Source organism: Citrobacter sp. CF971, assembly GCF_006385635.1.
GTDB lineage: Bacteria > Pseudomonadota > Gammaproteobacteria > Enterobacterales > Enterobacteriaceae > Citrobacter > Citrobacter freundii.
The window spans coordinates 1,925,044-1,942,921 of record NZ_CP041051.1; the positions used below are offsets into that span (position 1 = coordinate 1,925,044).

Annotated in this window: 18 protein-coding genes; 15 read left to right on the forward strand and 3 right to left on the reverse strand. The window is 52.1% G+C overall.

The window, feature by feature from the left end; all coding sequences use genetic code 11:
* Window positions 1-221 precede the first annotated feature (221 nt).
* On the forward strand, window positions 222-1,175 hold the full coding sequence (gene rluC, locus E6P06_RS12655) for a 23S rRNA pseudouridine(955/2504/2580) synthase RluC (RefSeq protein WP_003036228.1): 954 nt from the start codon (window positions 222-224) through the stop codon (window positions 1,173-1,175).
* An 82-nt stretch (window positions 1,176-1,257) separates the two neighbouring features.
* Here the strand turns inward: rluC and E6P06_RS12660 are convergent, their stop codons facing one another.
* The gene (locus E6P06_RS12660; RefSeq protein WP_003836743.1) at window positions 1,258-1,842 is read right to left on the reverse strand and encodes a nucleoside triphosphate pyrophosphatase; all 585 of its coding nucleotides are present in this window, start codon (window positions 1,840-1,842) and stop codon (window positions 1,258-1,260) included.
* A gap of 197 nt (window positions 1,843-2,039) precedes the next feature.
* Between E6P06_RS12660 and yceD the strand changes: the two genes are divergently transcribed.
* The 14 genes from yceD to ptsG all read left to right on the forward strand — a co-directional run bounded on the left by yceD (window position 2,040) and on the right by ptsG (window position 14,532).
* Window positions 2,040-2,561: a 23S rRNA accumulation protein YceD gene (gene yceD / locus E6P06_RS12665; protein WP_003036239.1), complete on the forward strand. Its 522-nt coding sequence runs from the start codon at window positions 2,040-2,042 to the stop codon at window positions 2,559-2,561.
* A 16-nt stretch (window positions 2,562-2,577) separates the two neighbouring features.
* Window positions 2,578-2,751, forward strand: a complete 174-nt coding sequence (gene rpmF, locus E6P06_RS12670) for a 50S ribosomal protein L32 (RefSeq protein ID WP_003036242.1) — start codon at window positions 2,578-2,580, stop codon at window positions 2,749-2,751.
* 122 nt (window positions 2,752-2,873) lie between these two features.
* Window positions 2,874-3,953: a phosphate acyltransferase PlsX gene (gene plsX, locus E6P06_RS12675; RefSeq protein ID WP_003846798.1), complete on the forward strand. Its 1,080-nt coding sequence runs from the start codon at window positions 2,874-2,876 to the stop codon at window positions 3,951-3,953.
* Window positions 3,954-4,030: 77 nt separating this feature from the next.
* Window positions 4,031-4,984, forward strand: coding sequence for a beta-ketoacyl-ACP synthase III (fabH, locus tag E6P06_RS12680; protein WP_003832181.1), 954 nt, complete (start codon window positions 4,031-4,033; stop codon window positions 4,982-4,984).
* A gap of 15 nt (window positions 4,985-4,999) precedes the next feature.
* Window positions 5,000-5,929, forward strand: a complete 930-nt coding sequence (gene fabD / locus E6P06_RS12685) for an ACP S-malonyltransferase (RefSeq protein WP_071685314.1) — start codon at window positions 5,000-5,002, stop codon at window positions 5,927-5,929.
* A gap of 12 nt (window positions 5,930-5,941) precedes the next feature.
* Window positions 5,942-6,676 (forward strand): 3-oxoacyl-ACP reductase FabG, encoded by a 735-nt coding sequence (gene fabG / locus E6P06_RS12690; RefSeq protein ID WP_003036255.1) that lies wholly within the window; start codon window positions 5,942-5,944, stop codon window positions 6,674-6,676.
* 155 nt (window positions 6,677-6,831) lie between these two features.
* Window positions 6,832-7,068 carry an acyl carrier protein gene (gene acpP, locus E6P06_RS12695; RefSeq protein WP_000103754.1) on the forward strand — a complete coding sequence of 79 codons (237 nt, stop codon included), beginning with the start codon at window positions 6,832-6,834 and terminating at the stop codon, window positions 7,066-7,068.
* Window positions 7,069-7,153: 85 nt separating this feature from the next.
* Window positions 7,154-8,395 (forward strand): beta-ketoacyl-ACP synthase II, encoded by a 1,242-nt coding sequence (gene fabF, locus E6P06_RS12700; protein ID WP_003036260.1) that lies wholly within the window; start codon window positions 7,154-7,156, stop codon window positions 8,393-8,395.
* Between the two features lie 135 nt (window positions 8,396-8,530).
* Complete coding sequence (pabC, locus tag E6P06_RS12705; protein WP_096878875.1) at window positions 8,531-9,340, forward strand: aminodeoxychorismate lyase; 810 nt, start codon at window positions 8,531-8,533, stop codon at window positions 9,338-9,340.
* Between the two features lie 2 nt (window positions 9,341-9,342).
* Window positions 9,343-10,365 carry a cell division protein YceG gene (gene yceG, locus E6P06_RS12710; RefSeq protein ID WP_003036266.1) on the forward strand — a complete coding sequence of 341 codons (1,023 nt, stop codon included), beginning with the start codon at window positions 9,343-9,345 and terminating at the stop codon, window positions 10,363-10,365.
* Window positions 10,355-10,996 (forward strand): dTMP kinase, encoded by a 642-nt coding sequence (gene tmk, locus E6P06_RS12715; RefSeq protein ID WP_003036268.1) that lies wholly within the window; start codon window positions 10,355-10,357, stop codon window positions 10,994-10,996. The genes yceG and tmk overlap by 11 nt, the downstream gene beginning before the upstream one ends.
* Window positions 10,993-11,997, forward strand: coding sequence for a DNA polymerase III subunit delta' (gene holB / locus E6P06_RS12720; protein ID WP_032948994.1), 1,005 nt, complete (start codon window positions 10,993-10,995; stop codon window positions 11,995-11,997). The genes tmk and holB overlap by 4 nt, the downstream gene beginning before the upstream one ends.
* A gap of 10 nt (window positions 11,998-12,007) precedes the next feature.
* Window positions 12,008-12,805: a metal-dependent hydrolase gene (locus E6P06_RS12725; protein WP_003036276.1), complete on the forward strand. Its 798-nt coding sequence runs from the start codon at window positions 12,008-12,010 to the stop codon at window positions 12,803-12,805.
* 293 nt (window positions 12,806-13,098) lie between these two features.
* On the forward strand, window positions 13,099-14,532 hold the full coding sequence (gene ptsG, locus E6P06_RS12730; RefSeq protein WP_003836725.1) for a PTS glucose transporter subunit IIBC: 1,434 nt from the start codon (window positions 13,099-13,101) through the stop codon (window positions 14,530-14,532).
* A 55-nt stretch (window positions 14,533-14,587) separates the two neighbouring features.
* On the opposite strand, the gene E6P06_RS12735 is transcribed toward ptsG, so the two are convergent.
* Both E6P06_RS12735 and E6P06_RS12740 read right to left on the reverse strand, forming a co-directional pair.
* Window positions 14,588-16,366: an aminopeptidase P family protein gene (locus tag E6P06_RS12735; RefSeq protein WP_048233454.1), complete on the reverse strand. Its 1,779-nt coding sequence runs from the start codon at window positions 16,364-16,366 to the stop codon at window positions 14,588-14,590.
* Window positions 16,367-16,382: 16 nt separating this feature from the next.
* The gene (locus E6P06_RS12740; protein ID WP_016149940.1) at window positions 16,383-17,837 is read right to left on the reverse strand and encodes an AMP nucleosidase; all 1,455 of its coding nucleotides are present in this window, start codon (window positions 17,835-17,837) and stop codon (window positions 16,383-16,385) included.
* Between the last annotated feature and the right edge of the window lie 41 nt (window positions 17,838-17,878).

Below are 17,878 nucleotides of genomic sequence, written 5' to 3' on the forward strand. Positions count from 1 at the left end.
ACACGGAAACAACCGCATTATTCCACTGCTAACCTTGTTATAGCAAGATGACTTTTGCCATTTATCACCCGGTTACTCACAGTTTTTTCACTTCCGCGTAGTGATTGCTTTAATAACCACCAAATCGGCTATGTCAAACTTAAGTAATAAGGTATAGCAGTTAATATAAGCATAGAAAAATGTGTGGCGCGAATCTTGATGGCTATTTAAAATCGGCCCCCATGAAAACAGAGACTCCAGCCGTAAAAACAGTTGCCATTACTGCCGACGAAGCAGGGCAACGCATCGACAACTTTTTGCGCACCCAGCTTAAGGGTGTGCCGAAAAGTATGATTTATCGCATTTTGCGTAAAGGCGAAGTGCGGGTGAATAAAAAACGCATTAAACCCGAGTACAAACTCGAAGATGGGGATATTGTGCGTATTCCACCTGTGCGTGTCGCTGAACGTGAAGAAGAGGCCATTTCGCCAAACCTGCAGAAGGTTGCGGCGCTGACCGATGTCATTTTATATGAAGATGACCACATTCTGGTGCTGAACAAACCTTCAGGTACGGCCGTGCATGGCGGAAGCGGGTTAAGCTTTGGCGTCATTGAAGGATTACGTGCGTTGCGTCCGGAAGCGCGTTTCCTTGAGCTGGTGCATCGCCTCGACCGGGATACCTCCGGTGTGCTGCTGGTTGCCAAAAAACGCTCAGCCTTGCGTTCATTGCATGAACAACTGCGTGAAAAAGGCATGCAGAAAGATTACCTCGCGCTGGTTCGAGGCCAATGGCAGTCGCATGTCAAAACCGTGCAGGCGCCGCTGTTAAAGAACATTCTGCAAAGCGGCGAGCGTATCGTGCGGGTGAATCAGGAAGGCAAACCGTCAGAAACACGTTTTAAAGTGGAAGAGCGCTATGCGTTTGCCACGCTTGTGCGCTGTAGCCCGGTGACCGGCCGTACGCACCAGATCCGTGTGCATACCCAGTATGCCGGTCATCCAATTGCTTTTGACGATCGCTACGGTGACCGTGAGTTCGATAAGCAACTGGCGGATACGGGGTTGAACCGACTTTTCCTGCATGCCGCAGCGTTGAAGTTTACTCATCCAGGTACGGGGGAAGTGATGCGTATTGAAGCGCCAATGGATAAACAGTTGAAGCGCTGCCTCGAGGTATTACGCAGCAAAGCCTGATGCGCGTTGCTTATCAGGCCTACAATCGTGTGATGGACCGTAGGCCTGATAAGACGCGTCGCGTCGACATCAGGCAGATTAATCAGGCGTTCAACGGGTTCATTTCTTCCCGCCGCAGCATTTGACACAACGCGATCAGCGGCAAACCTACCAAGGTATTTGGGTCACGACCCTCCAGGCGTTCAAAGAGTGCAATACCTAACCCTTCACTTTTGAAACTACCTGCACAATGGAGCGGACGCTCTTTGCGCAGATAATCATCAATTTCCGCCTCGCTTAAATGACGGAAATGGACGTCAAAAGGTTCTACTTCAGTTTGTAAATGTCCGGTCGCAGAATTATACAGCGCCAGTCCGGTGTAAAATGTCACAATATTGCCACGGGCTTTGAGTAATTGCTGGCGCGCATTTTCTTCTGTTAATGGTTTGCCGGTTATTTCACCATCAAGAACACAAATTTGATCGGAGCCAATAATCAGATGCGAGGGATAACGGTGGGCGAGTGATTGCGCTTTTTGCTGCGCCAGTCGCAACACCAGATGACGTGGCGCCTCGCCTGGTAATGGTGTTTCATCAACCTCTGGTGCTGCGCATTCGAACGGAATTGCCAGTTTTTCGAGTAAAGCGCGACGCCAGGGAGAGGTGGAAGCAAGAATAAGTTGAGGCATATTTTTTCCCTCGCATATAGCGTATTGATGAGAGCCATTTTAAACTATGGACTTCGACCTACAAGCTGGCTGTAGTGGCTTGTCTTGAGCGATTTTAAGTCGATGACCCGCAATGTGTGCGAATTATTGGCAAAAGGCAACCACAGGCTGCCTTTTTCTTTGACTATATGACGTTACAAAGTTAATATGCGCGCCCTATGCAAAAGGTAAAATTACCCCTGACTCTTGATCCGGTTCGTACGGCTCAAAAACGCCTCGATTATGAAGGTATCTATACTTCTGATCTGGTTGAGCGCGTCGCCGATTCTGTAGTCAGTGTGGACAGTGATGTGGAATGCTCCATGTCGTTCGCTATCGATAACCAGCGTCTCGCCGTTATAACCGGTGATGCGAAGGTATCGGTTACGCTCGAATGTCAGCGTTGCGGGAAACCGTTCCCACTTCATGTTCACACAACATATTGTTTTAGTCCTGTCCGTTCTGACGAGCAGGCTGAAGCACTCCCGGAAGCGTATGAGCCGATTGAGGTTAACGAATTCGGTGAAATCGATCTGCTTGCAATGGTTGAAGATGAGATTATCCTCTCCTTGCCGGTAGTTCCGGTGCATGATTCTGAACACTGTGAAGTGTCCGAGGCGGACATGGTCTTTGGCGAATTGCCTGATGAAGCGCAAAAACCAAACCCATTTGCCGTATTAGCCAGCTTAAAGCGTAAGTAATTGAGGAGTAAGGTCCATGGCCGTACAACAGAATAAACCAACCCGTTCCAAACGTGGCATGCGTCGTTCTCATGACGCTCTGACCGCAGTCACCAGCCTGTCTGTAGACAAAACTTCTGGTGAACAACACCTGCGTCACCACATCACTGCCGACGGTTTCTACCGTGGCCGTAAGGTAATCGCTAAGTAATCACGCATGACTCAATGGCTTTCCACCCCTGGTGAGAAAGACAAAGAGTGAACGCGTGATGAAGCTTAGTGAGGCTTTCCCCGGGTAACTGGGGAAACACCTAACCGGGCAGCGACGATACCTTGACACGTCTAACCCTGGCGTTAGATGTCATGGGGGGAGATTTTGGCCCTACCGTGACAGTGCCTGCAGCATTGCAGGCACTGAATTCTAATTCGCAACTCACACTTCTTTTAGTCGGGGATCCCGATACAATCACGCCATTACTTGCCAAAGCTGACTTCGAACAACGTTCGCGTCTGCAGATTATCCCTGCTCAGTCAGTTATTGCCAGTGATGCCCGGCCCTCGCAAGCTATTCGCGCCAGTCGTGGAAGCTCAATGCGTGTTGCCCTGGAGCTCGTGAAAGAAGGTCAGGCACAAGCTTGTGTCAGCGCCGGTAATACGGGCGCACTTATGGGACTTGCGAAGTTATTGCTCAAACCCCTTGAGGGGATTGAGCGTCCGGCGTTGGTGACGGTGTTACCGCATCAGCAAAAGGGCAAAACGGTGGTGCTGGATTTGGGCGCCAACGTAGATTGTGATAGCACTATGTTGGTGCAATTTGCCGTCATGGGTTCCGTGCTGGCAGAAGAGGTTGTTGGTATTGCCAATCCTCGCGTAGCGTTACTCAACATCGGCGAAGAAGAAACGAAAGGTCTCGACAGTATTCGAGATGCTTCAGCTGTGCTAAAAACAATCCCTTCCATTAATTATATCGGCTATCTTGAAGCCAATGAGTTACTGACTGGCAAAACCGATGTGTTGGTCTGTGACGGTTTTACAGGTAATGTCACATTAAAGACGATGGAAGGTGTTGTCAGAATGTTCCTTTCACTGCTGAAATCTCAGGGTGAGGGCAAAAAACGGTCGTGGTGGCTTCTGTTATTAAAACGTTGGTTACAAAAAAGCCTGACAAGGCGATTTAGTCACCTCAACCCCGACCAGTATAATGGCGCCTGTCTGTTAGGATTGCGCGGCACGGTGATTAAGAGTCATGGTGCGGCCAATCAGCGAGCATTTGAAGTCGCGATTGAACAGGCAGTGCAGGCGGTGCAGCGACAAGTTCCTCAGCGAATTGCCGCTCGCCTGGAATCTGTATACCCAGCTGGATTCGAACTGCTGGACGGTGGCGAAAGCGCAACCTCACGAGCACACAGATAACGGTGCGTTTGTGAATGTAGCCAACGTATCAGCGATTTGCTCGTGGCGGTATATAACCAAAAAGTGACTGAGCGTACATGTATACGAAGATTATTGGTACTGGCAGCTATCTGCCTGAACAAGTGCGTACTAACGCCGATTTGGAAAAAATGGTTGAGACATCTGATGAGTGGATCGTCACTCGTACAGGTATCCGTGAACGCCATATTGCAGCGCCAAATGAAACAGTTGCGACGATGGGCTTTGCCGCCGCAAACCGTGCGATTGAAATGGCGGGCATCGACAAAGAACAAATTGGTCTGATTGTGGTTGCTACCACATCATCCACTCACGCATTTCCAAGCGCGGCGTGCCAGATCCAAAGTATGCTGGGGATCAAAGGCTGTCCGGCGTTTGACGTTGCGGCCGCTTGCGCTGGTTTCACTTACGCCCTGAGCGTTGCCGACCAGTATGTTAAATCTGGCGCAGTTAAGCATGCTCTGGTCGTTGGCTCTGATGTTCTGGCGCGCACCTGTGATCCAACCGATCGCGGAACGATCATCATTTTCGGTGATGGGGCGGGCGCGGTTGTACTGAGCGCATCGGAAGAGCCAGGCATTCTCTCCACGCATCTGCACGCCGACGGTCGCTATGGCGAACTGTTGACGCTGCCTAACGCCGATCGCGTGAACCCAGAAAACCCGATTCATCTGACGATGGCGGGTAACGAAGTATTTAAAGTCGCAGTGACCGAACTTGCGCACATCGTTGATGAAACGCTGGAAGCCAATAATCTCGACCGTTCTGCGCTGGACTGGCTGGTACCGCATCAGGCTAACCTGCGCATTATCAGCGCGACGGCGAAAAAGCTGGGTATGTCGATGGATAATGTTGTCGTGACGCTCGACAGACATGGTAATACCTCTGCTGCCTCCGTACCGTGCGCGCTGGACGAAGCTGTCCGCGACGGGCGTATTAAAGCTGGGCAGTTGATATTGCTTGAAGCCTTCGGGGGTGGATTCACCTGGGGCTCCGCGCTGGTTCGTTTCTAGTATAAGGATTTAAACATGACGCAATTTGCATTTGTGTTTCCGGGGCAGGGTTCCCAGACCGTTGGGATGTTGTCTGAAATGGCAGCAAACTACCCAATTGTTGAAGAAACATTTGCTGAAGCATCAGCTGCGCTGGGCTATGATCTGTGGGCGTTGACTCAGCAGGGCCCGGCCGAAGAACTGAATAAAACCTGGCAGACGCAGCCAGCGCTGTTGACCGCATCTGTCGCGCTTTATCGCGTATGGCAGCAGCAGGGTGGTAAAACACCTGCGCTGATGGCGGGTCACAGCCTGGGCGAATATTCTGCGCTGGTCTGCTCAGGCGTGATCGCATTTGCTGATGCCGTACGTCTGGTAGAACTGCGCGGTAAGTTCATGCAGGAAGCTGTACCAGAAGGCACAGGCGGCATGTCTGCGATTATCGGTCTTGATGATGCGTCTATCGCTAAAGCATGTGAAGAGTCAGCAGAAGGTCAGGTCGTTTCTCCGGTCAACTTCAACTCGCCAGGTCAGGTGGTTATCGCGGGTCATAAAGAAGCGGTTGAACGTGCGGGCGCTGCCTGTAAAGCTGCGGGTGCGAAACGTGCTCTGCCACTGCCAGTTAGCGTGCCGTCTCACTGTGCGCTGATGAAGCCTGCTGCTGAGAAACTGGCCGTTGAGCTGCAGAAAATCACCTTTAACGCACCGACGGTTCCGGTCGTGAACAACGTCGATGTGAAGTGTGAAACCACGGCAGACGCTATTCGCGATGCGTTGGTTCGTCAGCTGTATAGCCCGGTTCAGTGGACTAAAACCGTTGAATTTATGGCGTCCCAGGGCGTAGAGCACCTGTATGAAGTCGGTCCGGGTAAAGTTCTGACCGGTTTGACGAAACGTATTGTTGACACCCTGACTGCTTCGGCACTGAATGAGCCGGCGGCACTGTCTGCGGCGCTAGAGCAATAAAAGAGGAAGACCATGAGTTTTGAAGGAAAAATCGCGCTGGTTACCGGTGCAAGCCGTGGCATTGGCCGCGCAATTGCTGAGACACTCGTTGCCCGTGGCGCGAAAGTTATCGGTACTGCTACCAGCGAAAGCGGCGCGCAGGCCATTAGTGATTATTTAGGTGCAAATGGTAAAGGTCTGATGTTGAATGTGACCGATCCTGCATCTATCGAATCTGTTCTGGAAAATATTCGCGCAGAATTTGGTGAAGTCGATATCCTGGTCAATAATGCCGGGATTACTCGTGATAACCTGTTAATGCGCATGAAAGATGACGAGTGGAACGATATCATCGAAACCAACCTGTCATCTGTTTTCCGTCTGTCAAAAGCGGTAATGCGAGCTATGATGAAAAAGCGTCATGGGCGTATTATCACTATCGGTTCTGTGGTTGGTACCATGGGAAATGCAGGTCAGGCTAACTACGCTGCGGCGAAAGCGGGTCTGATCGGCTTCAGTAAATCACTGGCGCGCGAAGTTGCGTCTCGTGGCATTACTGTAAACGTTGTTGCTCCGGGCTTTATTGAAACGGACATGACGCGTGCGCTGTCTGATGATCAGCGTGCGGGTATTCTGGCGCAGGTTCCTGCGGGTCGCCTTGGCGGCGCTCAGGAAATCGCCAGTGCGGTTGCATTTTTAGCTTCTGACGAAGCAAGTTACATCACAGGTGAGACTTTGCACGTCAACGGCGGGATGTACATGGTTTAACCACGATTGAAAAATATTTGCGTTATTAGGGTGAATGGCCTCAAAATAGCGCAAAATCGTGGTAAGACCTGCCGGGATTTAGTTGCAAATTTTTCAACATTTTATACACTACGAAAACCATCGCGAAAGCGAGTTTTGATAGGAAATTTAAGAGTATGAGCACTATCGAAGAACGCGTTAAGAAAATTATCGGCGAACAGCTGGGCGTTAAGCAGGAAGAAGTAACCAACAATGCTTCCTTCGTTGAAGACCTGGGCGCAGATTCTCTTGACACCGTTGAGCTGGTAATGGCTCTGGAAGAAGAGTTTGATACTGAGATTCCGGACGAAGAAGCTGAGAAAATCACTACCGTTCAGGCTGCCATTGATTACATCAACGGCCACCAGGCGTAAGTGAACATCTCCAGGCGGTCATTCGACCGCCTGAGTTTTATCTTTTTATCCCACTTGAATTATTTTCCCTCCCTGGAGGACAACCGTGTCTAAGCGTCGTGTAGTTGTGACGGGACTGGGCATGTTGTCTCCTGTCGGCAATACCGTAGAGTCTACCTGGAAAGCTCTCCTTGCCGGTCAGAGTGGCATCAGCCTGATCGACCATTTCGATACTAGCGCCTATGCAACGAAATTTGCTGGCTTAGTAAAGGATTTTAACTGTGAAGACATTATCTCGCGCAAAGAACAGCGCAAGATGGATGCTTTCATTCAATATGGAATTGTCGCTGGCGTTCAGGCCATGCAGGATTCTGGCCTCGAAATAACGGAAGAGAACGCCCACCGTATTGGCGCCGCTATCGGCTCTGGTATTGGCGGTCTCGGTCTTATCGAAGAAAACCATACCTCTCTGGTAAATGGTGGACCGCGTAAGATCAGCCCGTTCTTCGTTCCGTCGACGATTGTTAACATGGTGGCAGGTCACCTGACCATCATGTACGGCCTGCAAGGGCCAAGCATCTCCATCGCGACCGCCTGTACTTCAGGCGTGCATAACATCGGTCATGCTGCACGTATCATTGCATACGGCGATGCGGACGCGATGGTTGCGGGTGGTGCAGAAAAAGCCAGTACGCCGCTGGGCGTGGGTGGTTTTGGCGCGGCACGTGCGCTGTCTACGCGTAATGATAACCCGCAAGCGGCAAGCCGTCCGTGGGACAAAGAACGTGATGGTTTTGTGCTGGGCGACGGCGCGGGCATGGTTGTACTGGAAGAGTACGAACATGCGAAAGCGCGCGGTGCAAAAATCTATGCTGAAGTCGTTGGCTTCGGTATGAGCAGTGATGCTTACCACATGACGTCACCACCGGAAAACGGTGCAGGCGCTGCGCTGGCAATGGTCAACGCGCTGCGTGATGCGGCTATCGAAGCGGGTCAGATTGGCTATGTCAACGCGCATGGTACGTCTACGCCTGCAGGCGATAAAGCAGAAACCCAGGCAGTGAAATCTGTCTTTGGTGATGCGGCAAGCCGTGTAATGGTCAGCTCCACTAAATCCATGACCGGACACCTGTTGGGTGCGGCGGGCGCGGTAGAGTCTATTTTCTCTATCCTGGCGCTGCGCGATCAGGCTATTCCGCCAACCATCAACCTGGATAACCCGGATGAAGGTTGTGATCTGGACTTCGTACCTCACGAAGCGCGTCAGGTTAGTGGTCTGGAGTATGCACTGTGTAACTCCTTTGGCTTCGGTGGTACCAACGGCTCTTTGATCTTTAAAAAGATTTAAGCCTGTTAGGTGATGCGCTAGCATCGATAGCAAATTGAAAAGGTCCGCTTGTCGGGCCTTTTTTTATTCGGTTTTCCGCCCTTGTCCTGTGTTACTCATCCTGCCAAACTAGCGGACCAGAAATAAGGAGCCACCATGTTCTTAATTAATGGCTGCGAGCAGAATATGCTGGCAGCAAGCGATCGAGCGACCCAATTTGGTGATGGCTGTTTTACCACTGCCTGTATTATCGACGGCGAAATCCCTCTCTTTGCAGCGCATCTTGAGCGTTTACAAGACGCTTGCCAAAAACTGCTGATCTCTTTTGAAAATTGGTCCGAGCTGCAAAATGAAATGAAAATGCTGGCGAAAGGGCACGTACGCGGGGTGTTGAAAGTGATTATCAGCCGTGGCACTGGAGGCCGGGGCTACAGTGGCAAAAGTTGTCACAGCGCCACACGCATCCTCTCCGTTTCAGCCTGGCCCGTTCATTACGATCGTTGGCGGCAAGATGGCATTATGCTGGCGCTAAGCCCAGTACGTCTGGGACGTAATCCACGGCTTGCCGGGCTTAAACATCTGAATCGACTGGAGCAGGTGTTGATTCGCTCTCATCTTGAACAGACGGACGCAGATGAAGCACTGGTTCTTGACAGCGAGGGATGGGTTACGGAATGCTGTGCGGCTAATTTGTTCTGGCGTAAAGGTGATGTGGTTTACACGCCCCGCCTGGATCAGGCCGGAGTAAACGGCATTATGCGACAATTCTGTATCCGGATGCTGGCACAATCGCCATTCAGTATTGTCGAAGTGTATGCCGGGTTGGAGGAGGTTATGCAGGCTGATGAAATCGTCGTCTGTAACGCGTTAATGCCCATTATTCCCGTGCGTGCCTGTGGCGACACATTGCTGTCTTCACGTTTGTTATTCGATTTTTTAGCCCCACTTTGTGAGCACCCGAATTAGTCATGAAAAAACTGTTACTCGTTGTCCTGTTATTGCTGGTTGTGCTGGGCATTGCCGCGGGAGTGGGAATGTGGAAAGTTCGCCATCTGGCGGACAGTAAATTATTGATTAAAGAAGAGACGATTTTTACGCTGAAAGCGGGGACGGGCCGCCTGGCCCTTGGCGAACAGCTGTATGCGGACAAGGTTATTAACCGTCCGCGCGTGTTCCAATGGCTGCTGCGTGTGGAACCTGAACTGTCGCATTTTAAGGCCGGAACCTACCGTTTTACACCCGACATGACGGTTCGGGATATGCTGCAACTGCTGGAAAGCGGAAAAGAGGCGCAGTTCCCGTTACGTCTGGTTGAAGGGATGCGCCTAAGCGATTACCTGAAACAGCTGCGCGATGCCCCGTATATCAAACATACGTTAAGCGACGATAGCTATGAGACCGTGGCCCAGGCGCTGAAACTGGAAAACCCGCAATGGGTGGAAGGTTGGTTCTGGCCAGATACCTGGATGTATACCGCCAATACGACAGACGTAGCGTTGCTAAAACGCGCGCATCAGAAAATGGTTAAAGCGGTGGATACTGTCTGGGAAGGGCGCGCTGACGGCCTGCCTTATCAGGACAAAAATCAGCTGGTAACCATGGCTTCTATTATTGAAAAAGAGACTGCGGTTGCCAGCGAGCGTGACCAGGTGGCTTCGGTGTTTATTAACCGTTTACGTATCGGTATGCGTTTACAAACCGATCCGACGGTGATTTACGGTATGGGGTCACGTTATAATGGCAAATTGTCGCGCGTGGATTTAGACACCCCGACCGCTTATAACACCTATACCATTACAGGACTGCCACCTGGCCCGATTGCCATGCCGGGAGAGGCATCGTTGCAGGCCGCGGCACATCCGGCAAAAACGCCGTATCTTTATTTTGTGGCTGACGGTAAAGGTGGCCACACGTTTAACACCAATCTTGCCAGCCACAACCGGTCCGTGCAGGATTACCTGAAAGTGCTTAAGGAAAAAAATGGGCAGTAACTATATCGTCATCGAGGGCCTGGAAGGCGCCGGAAAAACCACCGCGCGTAACGTAGTGGTAGAGACACTTGAGCAACTCGGTATTCGTGACATGGTTTTCACCCGCGAACCTGGCGGCACGCAACTGGCTGAGAAACTAAGAAGCCTGGTGCTGGACATTAAGTCGGTGGGTGACGAGGTTATCACTGACAAAGCCGAAGTTCTGATGTTTTACGCTGCGCGCGTACAGCTGGTCGAAACCGTTATTAAACCTGCGCTGGCGAAAGGCGCGTGGGTAATTGGCGATCGTCACGATCTGTCTACTCAGGCGTATCAGGGCGGTGGACGTGGTATCGATCAAAACATGCTGGCAACCCTGCGCGATGCAGTACTCGGCGATTTTCGCCCGGATCTGACTATCTATCTGGATGTGACGCCAGAAGTCGGGTTGAAGCGTGCCCGTGCACGCGGCGAGCTGGATCGTATTGAGCAGGAATCTTTCGATTTCTTTAATCGTACCCGCGCGCGCTATCTTGAGCTGGCTGCCAAAGACGCCAGCATTCGCACTATAGACGCTACGCAGCCGCTGGAGGCTGTGATGGCTGATATTCGCAATACCATCACCCAGTGGGTGAAGGAGCAGGGCGCATGAAATGGTACCCATGGTTACGACCGGATTTTGAAAAACTGGTGGCCAGCTACCAGGCGGGTCGTGGTCACCATGCGTTACTGATTCAGGCGTTACCCGGAATGGGCGACGACGCGCTGATTTACGCCCTCAGCCGCTATTTAATGTGCCAGCAGCCGGAAGGACATAAAAGCTGCGGACAGTGCCGTGGCTGTCAGCTGATGCAGGCGGGGACGCACCCTGACTACTATTCGCTGCTGCCAGAAAAAGGCAAAAGCACGCTGGGGGTTGATGCTGTACGCGAAGTCAGTGAAAAGCTGTACGAGCATTCGCGTCTCGGCGGTGCGAAGGTTGTATGGATCCCTGATGCCGCCCAGTTAACCGATGCTGCCGCCAATGCCCTGTTGAAAACGCTGGAAGAACCCCCGGCACAGACCTGGTTTTTCCTCGCCAGCACAGAGCCAGCTCGTTTGCTGGCGACATTACGCAGCCGTTGTCGGTTACATCATCTTGCGCCACCTCCGGAGTCGTATGCTATCTCTTGGCTTGCTCGTGAAGTGACTGCGTCGTCAGAAGCGCTGCTTAGCGCGTTACGTCTAAGTGCCGGTTCGCCAGGCGCGGCACTCACGCTGTTACAGGCTGAAAGCTGGGCGCACCGTACAGATTTTTGTGCGGCACTGGTAAATACATTAAATGCCGGTGATTGGTATATCTTGCTCGCGGCGTTAAACCACGATCAGGCTGCCGCCCGTTTACACTGGCTGGCAACGTTGTTTACGGATGCGTTGAAACGTCCGTATGGGATTGCCCATTTAACCAATCCCGATGCCCTGGACCTGATATCTTCCATCGCAGAACGGTTATCCGTTGCCCAGATACAGGCGATACTCGGTGACGTTTGCCATTGCCGTCAGCAGTTGCTGAACGTGACGGGCGTAAACCGCGAGCTGGTATTAACCGATCTTATTCTTCGTATTGAGCATTACCTGCAACCAGGCACCGTACTGCCTGTTCCCCATCTTTGAGAGAGACATTATGTTTTTAGTCGACTCACACTGCCATCTTGATGGCCTGGATTATCAATCTCTGCATAAGGACGTGGACGACGTGCTGGCGAAAGCGGCCGCACGCGATGTGAAATTCTGTCTTGCCGTTGCAACCACCTTGCCAGGATACCGCAGTATGCGTGAACTGGTTGGTGAGCGCGACAATGTGGTTTTTTCCTGCGGCGTGCATCCGTTAAATCAGGATGAAACCTATGATGTTGAGGAGCTGCGTCGTTTTGCCGCCGAAGAGGGGGTTGTGGCGATGGGAGAAACCGGGCTGGACTATTTTTACACGCCGGAAACAAAGGTGCGCCAGCAGGAATCTTTTATCCACCATATTCAGATTGGCCGTGAGTTACAGAAGCCGGTTATCGTGCATACCCGCGATGCGCGAGCCGATACGCTGTCTATTCTGCGCGAAGAAAAAGTGACGGATTGTGGCGGCGTACTACACTGTTTTACAGAGGACAGAGAAACGGCGGGCAAATTACTGGACCTTGGATTCTATATCTCGTTTTCCGGCATCGTCACGTTCCGAAATGCAGAGCAGCTCCGTGATGCCGCCCGCTATGTTCCTCTGGACCGGTTATTGGTCGAGACGGATTCTCCTTACCTTGCGCCTGTACCGCATCGAGGAAAAGAGAACCAGCCCGCCATGACTCGTGACGTTGCAGAGTACATGGCCGTAGTGAAAGGTGTTGCCGTTGAAGAACTGGCGCAGGCAACCACTGATAACTTTGCCCGCCTGTTTCACATCGACGCTTCTCGCCTGCAATCTGTTCGTTAACTGACTTTTTTTAAAGCTCGTAATTAATCACTAATGCGAGTAAAGTTCACCGCCACAAAATGGGCGGTGAATAACCAGCTTGACACATTCAGAAACGCATTTTATCGGAATGTGCGGATTTTGCGGCCATTCACGACTGAACTGTGATAGCCGTCAAACAAAAATAAACTGAATTATTTTACTCTGTGTAATAAATAAAGGGTACTTAGATGCCCTGTACACGGCGAGGTTCTCCCCCCTCGCTAATGCGTGAGAACGTAGAAAAGCACAAATACTCAGGAGCACTCCTAATTATGTTTAAGAATGCATTTGCTAACCTGCAAAAGGTCGGTAAATCGCTGATGCTACCGGTATCCGTACTCCCAATTGCAGGTATCCTGCTGGGCGTCGGTTCCGCTAACTTCAGCTGGCTGCCAGCCGTTGTATCGCACGTAATGGCAGAAGCAGGCGGTTCTGTTTTTGCGAACATGCCGCTGATTTTTGCTATCGGTGTTGCGTTAGGCTTCACTAATAATGACGGTGTATCTGCACTGGCATCCGTTGTTGCTTACGGCATCATGGTTAAGACCATGGCTGTAGTTGCGCCGCTGGTTCTGCATTTACCTGCTGAAGAGATCGCAGCTAAACACCTTGCTGATACGGGTGTTCTCGGGGGGATTATCTCCGGTGCGATTGCAGCGTATATGTTCAACCGCTTCTACCGTATTAAATTGCCTGAGTATCTTGGCTTCTTTGCGGGTAAGCGCTTCGTTCCTATCATTTCTGGTCTGGCTGCTATCTTCACCGGTGTGGTTCTGTCCTTCATTTGGCCGCCAATCGGTACTGCTATTCAGACGTTCTCCCAGTGGGCTGCATACCAGAACCCGGTCGTGGCGTTCGGTATCTATGGCTTCATTGAACGCTGCCTGGTGCCGTTTGGTCTGCACCATATCTGGAACGTTCCATTCCAGATGCAGATCGGTGAATACACCAACGCTGCAGGTCAGGTGTTCCACGGCGACATTCCTCGCTATATGGCGGGTGACCCGACTGCGGGCAAACTGTCCGGTGGCTTCCTGTTCAAAATGTACGGTCTGCCGGCTGCTGCTATCGCTATCTGGCACTCTGCTAAACCAGAAAACCGCGCGAAAGTGGGCGGTATCATGATCTCCGCTGCGCTGACCTCGTTCCTGACCGGTATTACCGAGCCGATCGAGTTCTCCTTCATGTTCGTGGCGCCGATCCTGTACATCATCCACGCGATTCTGGCTGGTCTGGCATTCCCGATCTGTATCCTGCTGGGTATGCGTGACGGTACGTCGTTCTCCCACGGTCTTATCGACTTTATCGTTCTTTCCGGTAACAGCAGCAAACTGTGGCTGTTCCCGATTGTCGGTATCGGTTATGCGATTGTTTACTACACCATCTTCCGTGTGCTGATTAAAGCGCTGGACCTGAAAACTCCGGGTCGTGAAGATGCCACCGAAGACAGCAAAGCAGGTGCGACCGGTGAAATGGCTCCGGCTCTGGTTGCTGCATTCGGCGGTAAAGAAAACATCACTAACCTCGATGCGTGCATCACTCGTCTGCGTGTCAGCGTGGCTGACGTTGCTAAAGTGGATCAGGCTGGCCTGAAGAAACTGGGTGCGGCAGGCGTTGTGGTAGCTGGTTCCGGTGTTCAGGCGATTTTCGGTACTAAGTCCGATAACCTGAAAACTGAAATGGATGAGTACATCCGTAACAGCTAAGCAGTAAGAAATTGGGGAGAACTAAGGCAGCCTGCGGGCTGCCTTTTTTATTGCATTAATTAGCCTGAACGCGAATTGGTGCGGTGGCAGCGAACAGCCAGGGACGTGCCTCTGCGTTCACGCGCGGGGATAGCGTCTCTCTGACCTGTTGGTGGTAATCATCAATCCACTGCTTTTCAGCTTCACTCAGCAGATGAAGTTCAACCAGATTCAAATCAATCGGTACCAGCGTCAGCGTTGAGAAACGGCAGAAGCCTGGACGACTGTTGATAATCTCCACCTGGTTTTCAATGCGGATCCCATATTGTCCGGCCAGATAATAACCCGGTTCGATGGTGATGATATTGCCTGCGACCAGTGGCCAGGGGTTTACTTTCTTGGCAATGCGATGGGGTTGTTCATGGATAAGCAACTGGTGGCCTACGCCGTGTCCTGTTCCATGATCAAAATCCAGCCCTAAATCCCACAGTGCCCGACGGCTAAAGGCATCCAGTTGATGGCCCTGAGTGCCGCTGGGAAATTGCAATGATATAAGCGACAAAAAGCCTTTCAGCACGGCGGTGTAATGCAGACGACGTTGCGGATCCTGTGGACCAAACGCGAAGGTACGCGTCGTATCCGTCGTACCATTGTGGTACTGGCCGCCGGAATCATTCAGATACATGGCCTGCGAGGTAATTGGCGTATTGGTTTTTTCACTGGAGTGGTAATGACACATCGCCGCATTGCTGGCAGAGGCCGATATCGTGCTGAAGCTTTGCTCAATAAATCCCGGCTGCTGCTGGCGAAATTCCAGTTGCTTCGCCTGGGCTTCCAGTTCGGTGACCGGATTGCCAGCCGCTTCGCGCAAAGGGACTTCATGGGCCAGCCAGGCAAGGAAGTTTACCCAGGCTGCGCCATCTTGTTCATGGCATTCCCGATAGCCCGCCAGTTCAACGTCATTTTTGTGGGCTTTCATCAAGGTGATGGGATCAGGGGCCCATAAGACGTTGCCACCGTGTTCTTCAATGGCAAAACGCAACGCAACCGGGGCGTAGTCTTTATCGACCAGAAAGCGTTTCCCACTGGCCAGTTGCTGGCAACGTACCAGGAAACTCTCTTGCGGGGCCAGCGTGAGCGTGTTTAGCAGTGATACGGGGAGTTGCTGCGTTTTGTTGCTATCCACAAACCATTCCAACTCACCGCTGCGATGGAGCAGGGCAAACGAAAACGGTACTGGCACCATAGCCAGATCTGAACCGCGTACATTCAACAGCCAGGCAATGTTATCCGGCAGGGTAATTGCCAGTACGTCAGCCTCATGTTGAGCGAGTTGTTCCACGACGCGGGCACGCTTTTGCGTGCTGCTTTCCCCGCTGATTTCAATGGGCATTTCACGAATGATGCCGCAGGGGGCTGCCGGTCGGTCAAGCCACACCTGGTCAAAAGGATCTTGCTCAAGAGGTACCAGCTCGCAATGAGTTGCCGACAAGGCTTCAAACTGGCTGTTGACCATCAGCAGCGGTTCAAAGCCGATACGTGTACCCGCTGCAACGTGAGACTGCAAATAGTCGGCCAGCGGTTCATCGTGTAAATGATGAATTTCAAAATCATCCAGCGAGACTTCATTGCGTACCTGGACCTGATAGCGTCCATCGACAAACATTAACGCACGGTCCTGAAGGACCAACGCGAGGCCGGCAGAGCCGCTAAATCCGGTCAGCCAGGCCAGTTTATTGTCATGCGGCGTACAATCTTCGCTTTGATGAGCGTCGGCGCGCGGAACAATCATGCCATCCAGCCCCTGCGCTATCAGCAGGTTGCGCAGGGCGGAAAGAGGAGTTGAGTTGTGCATAGTTAACCTTCAGGTCTTAACGGAACGGCGGTTCGTTGAATGTACGTAATTTACGGGAGTGCAGTCGGTCGCCTTCAGCACGCAGACGATCGATAGCCCGGATACCTATTTGCAGATGCTCAGAAATAGCACCTTCATAAAAACGGTTGGCCTGACCAGGTAGTTTGATCTCACCGTGCAGCGGCTTGTCGGAAACGCACAGCAGCGTGCCGTACGGAACGCGGAAACGGTATCCCTGAGCGGCGATGGTGGCGCTTTCCATATCGATAGCCACCGCGCGACTGAGGTTGAAACGCAGCGCAGAAGCGGAATAGCGTAGCTCCCAGTTACGATCGTCGGTGGTGACGACAGTACCGGTACGCAAGCGCTGTTTAACTTCTTCACCGGGCATACCGCTGACTTCTTTGGTGGCGTCATACAGGGCGCGTTGTACTTCCGCAATGCTCGGAATCGGAATATCCGGCGGTAGTACGGCATCCAGAACGTGATCGTCACGCAGATAAGCGTGGGCCAGAACATAGTCGCCAATCGCCTGGCTTTCACGCAGACCACCGCAGTGACCAATCATCAGCCAGACGTCAGGGCGCAGTACGGCCAGATGATCGCAAATGGTTTTGGCGTTAGACGGGCCAACGCCGATATTGACCAGCGTGATCCCCTGACCGTCAGCCGTGATTAAATGCCAGGCGGGCATCTGGTGTTTCTTCCAGGCGAGATCGGAGATGGCTTCTTCTGGCGCTTCGGTTTCGGCGGTGATCCAGATCCCGCCCGCACAAGAAAGCGCGATATATGGGCTGTCCGGGTCGAGGATCTGGCTGCAACCCCAACGCACAAACTCATCGACGTAGCGGGTGTAGTTGGTGAACAGCACAAAAGGTTGAAAATGTTCAACCGGCGTTCCCGTGTAATGACGTAGTCGCGCCAGCGAAAAATCCACGCGTCGGGCATCGAAGTGAGACAGCGGAGAAAATTCCGCCGGATGAAAAATCCCGTCTGCCGTTTCGTCACCAATCTGCGACAATTCAGTGGTGGGGAAATGGCGCGTTAATCCGGCGCTCATTGAGCGATCCAGCGTCAGTTCTGAACCGTCAATCACATAGGGATAGGGGATTTCATGCTGCGACGGCTCGACGGAGATATGCGCATCATAATCCTGATACAGCAGCGTGAGCTGTTCTTCAAGATACGGACGAAAAAGCGACGGGCGGGTAATCGTAGTGGTGTAGCTGCCCGCATGGGTAAAACGACCATAGGCTCGGGTTTTCGGGGGATTGGTGGCGATGCCATCCCAGGTGACACACAGTGATGGGTAAACAAAAAGACCGTTATGGCGGGCGATTACATCAGGGAGCGTCCCTGTTTCAATATACTTACCAATGGCGCTACGCAGTGCTTTAACCGACTGCTCGTACAGCGCGTCCAGTTTATCCAGTGCCTGAGCCGGGGTCAGGCTGGAGCCCTTATTGTTCATGTCTGTCTCCTTGTTCCACAGATGTACTGCTCTCCCGATAG

Excerpts from the sequence above, each read along its gene's own strand:
- yceD (WP_003036239.1), top strand. The coding sequence starts at position 2,040 with ATGCAAAAGGTAAAATTACCCCTGACTCTTGATCCGGTTCGTACGGCT.
- fabH (WP_003832181.1), top strand. The coding sequence starts at position 4,031 with ATGTATACGAAGATTATTGGTACTGGCAGCTATCTGCCTGAACAAGTG.
- pabC (WP_096878875.1), top strand. The coding sequence starts at position 8,531 with ATGTTCTTAATTAATGGCTGCGAGCAGAATATGCTGGCAGCAAGCGAT.
- E6P06_RS12740 (WP_016149940.1), bottom strand. The coding sequence starts at position 17,837 with ATGAACAATAAGGGCTCCAGCCTGACCCCGGCTCAGGCACTGGATAAA.
- fabG (WP_003036255.1), top strand. The coding sequence starts at position 5,942 with ATGAGTTTTGAAGGAAAAATCGCGCTGGTTACCGGTGCAAGCCGTGGC.
- holB (WP_032948994.1), top strand. The coding sequence starts at position 10,993 with ATGAAATGGTACCCATGGTTACGACCGGATTTTGAAAAACTGGTGGCC.
- yceG (WP_003036266.1), top strand. The coding sequence starts at position 9,343 with ATGAAAAAACTGTTACTCGTTGTCCTGTTATTGCTGGTTGTGCTGGGC.
- tmk (WP_003036268.1), top strand. The coding sequence starts at position 10,355 with ATGGGCAGTAACTATATCGTCATCGAGGGCCTGGAAGGCGCCGGAAAA.
- E6P06_RS12660 (WP_003836743.1), bottom strand. The coding sequence starts at position 1,842 with ATGCCTCAACTTATTCTTGCTTCCACCTCTCCCTGGCGTCGCGCTTTA.
- fabD (WP_071685314.1), top strand. The coding sequence starts at position 5,000 with ATGACGCAATTTGCATTTGTGTTTCCGGGGCAGGGTTCCCAGACCGTT.
- rpmF (WP_003036242.1), top strand. The coding sequence starts at position 2,578 with ATGGCCGTACAACAGAATAAACCAACCCGTTCCAAACGTGGCATGCGT.
- ptsG (WP_003836725.1), top strand. The coding sequence starts at position 13,099 with ATGTTTAAGAATGCATTTGCTAACCTGCAAAAGGTCGGTAAATCGCTG.
- rluC (WP_003036228.1), top strand. The coding sequence starts at position 222 with ATGAAAACAGAGACTCCAGCCGTAAAAACAGTTGCCATTACTGCCGAC.
- E6P06_RS12725 (WP_003036276.1), top strand. The coding sequence starts at position 12,008 with ATGTTTTTAGTCGACTCACACTGCCATCTTGATGGCCTGGATTATCAA.
- E6P06_RS12735 (WP_048233454.1), bottom strand. The coding sequence starts at position 16,366 with ATGCACAACTCAACTCCTCTTTCCGCCCTGCGCAACCTGCTGATAGCG.
- acpP (WP_000103754.1), top strand. The coding sequence starts at position 6,832 with ATGAGCACTATCGAAGAACGCGTTAAGAAAATTATCGGCGAACAGCTG.